We start from the raw sequence: 1,517 nt of genomic DNA on the forward strand, positions 1-1,517 counted from the left end.
GATTGTGTTGAAAAAGTCTCGCTTGCGCCGGCGGTGAGGCTCTGATTCACTGCCTTCGGGTAGTGGGAGCCAGGGCGATGATGGGCGAGCGCCAGACGGATCAGCCGGAGCTATTCTACGGGTTCAGTCTCGAGCGGCATGTGCCGGCGGATCACGTGCTGAGGTCGATCGACCGGTTCGTGGATCTCGGCGACATCCGCGAGCAGCTCCGTCCCTATTACAGCGACACCGGCCGTCCCTCGATTGATCCGGAGCTGATGATCCGAATGCTGATCATCGGCTATTGCATGGGCATCCGCTCGGAGCGTCGGCTGTGCGACGAGGTCCATCTCAACCTCGCCTATCGCTGGTTCTGCCGCCTCGGCCTTGACGGCGACGTGCCGGACCACTCGACCTTCTCCAAGAACCGGCACGGTCGGTTCCGTGACAGCGACCTTCTCCGCAAGCTGTTCGAGCAGACCGTCGCGCGCTGTATTGCCGAGGGGTTGGTGGGCGGCGAGGGCTTCGCGGTAGACGCCTCGATGATCAAGGCCGACGCCAACCGCCAGAACTCGACGCCGGGCGACGAGTGGGAGCCGCCCGACGATCCCGGCCATGCAGTGCGCGAGTATCTGGCCGTGCTCGACGAGGCGGCGTTCGGCGGCGCGACACCGGTCGTTCCCAAGTTCATCTCGGCGGCCGATCCGGCCTCGCGCTGGACCGGCGCCAATGGCGGGCTCGCCTTCTTTGCCTACTGCACCAACTATCTGATCGACCTGAAGCATGCCGTCATCATGGATGTCGAGGCGACGACGGCGGTCCGCCAGGCCGAGGTGACCGCCCAGCGCACGATGCTCGACCGGACGCAGGAGCGGTTCGGCATCTGGCCCGAGCGCCTCGCCGCCGACACCGGCTACGGCTCGGCCGAGAACCTCGCCTGGCTGGTGCACGAGAAAGGCATCGAGCCGCATATCCCGGTGTTCGACAAGGACCGCACCGACGGCAGCTTCGCCCGCCGCGACTTCGTCTACGATCATGCCGACGACAGCTACACCTGCCCCGGCGGCAAGCAGCTTCGCCGCTATTGGCAGGAGGGGCGAGCGGCCAGGGCCAAGCCGCCAGCCGACGGCATCGACCGCTACCGTGCCCGCAAGACGGACTGTCAGGCGTGCGATCTGCGGTCGCGCTGCCGCCCGGGCGAGGCAGGCCGAAAGCTGCTGCGCTCGGTCCATGAAGGCGCTCGCGACCTCGCTCGCGACCTGTCACTGACCGATGCCTATCTCACGTCCCGACGCGAGCGGAAGAAGGTCGAGATGCTGTTCGCGCACCTCAAGCGCATCCTCAAGCTCGATCGCCTGCGTCTCAGAGGCCCCAATGGAGCAAAAGACGAGTTCCTCCTCGCCGCCACAGCCCAGAACCTCAGGAAGCTCGCCAAGCTGATCCCGATGCCGGCACCCGCAACCACCTGAGGAGGATCACACTCTCAATCAGCGCGAGGCCGCTCCGATCCCTGACCGGAGTTTTTCAACGGCATCGGT

At 65.9% G+C, this 1,517-nt stretch carries 1 protein-coding gene; it reads left to right on the forward strand.

The genetic code is table 11. The annotated features are described in order from the left end of the window. Window positions 1-77 precede the first annotated feature (77 nt). Entirely contained in the window at window positions 78-1,448 is a 1,371-nt protein-coding gene (locus DF286_RS14905; protein ID WP_109272494.1) for a transposase, read from the forward strand. The last annotated feature ends 69 nt before the right edge of the window (window positions 1,449-1,517 follow it).

Source organism: Sphingosinicella humi (assembly GCF_003129465.1).
Taxonomy (GTDB): Bacteria; Pseudomonadota; Alphaproteobacteria; order Sphingomonadales; family Sphingomonadaceae; genus Allosphingosinicella; species Allosphingosinicella humi.

Excerpts from the sequence above, each read along its gene's own strand:
- DF286_RS14905 (WP_109272494.1), top strand. The coding sequence starts at position 78 with ATGATGGGCGAGCGCCAGACGGATCAGCCGGAGCTATTCTACGGGTTC.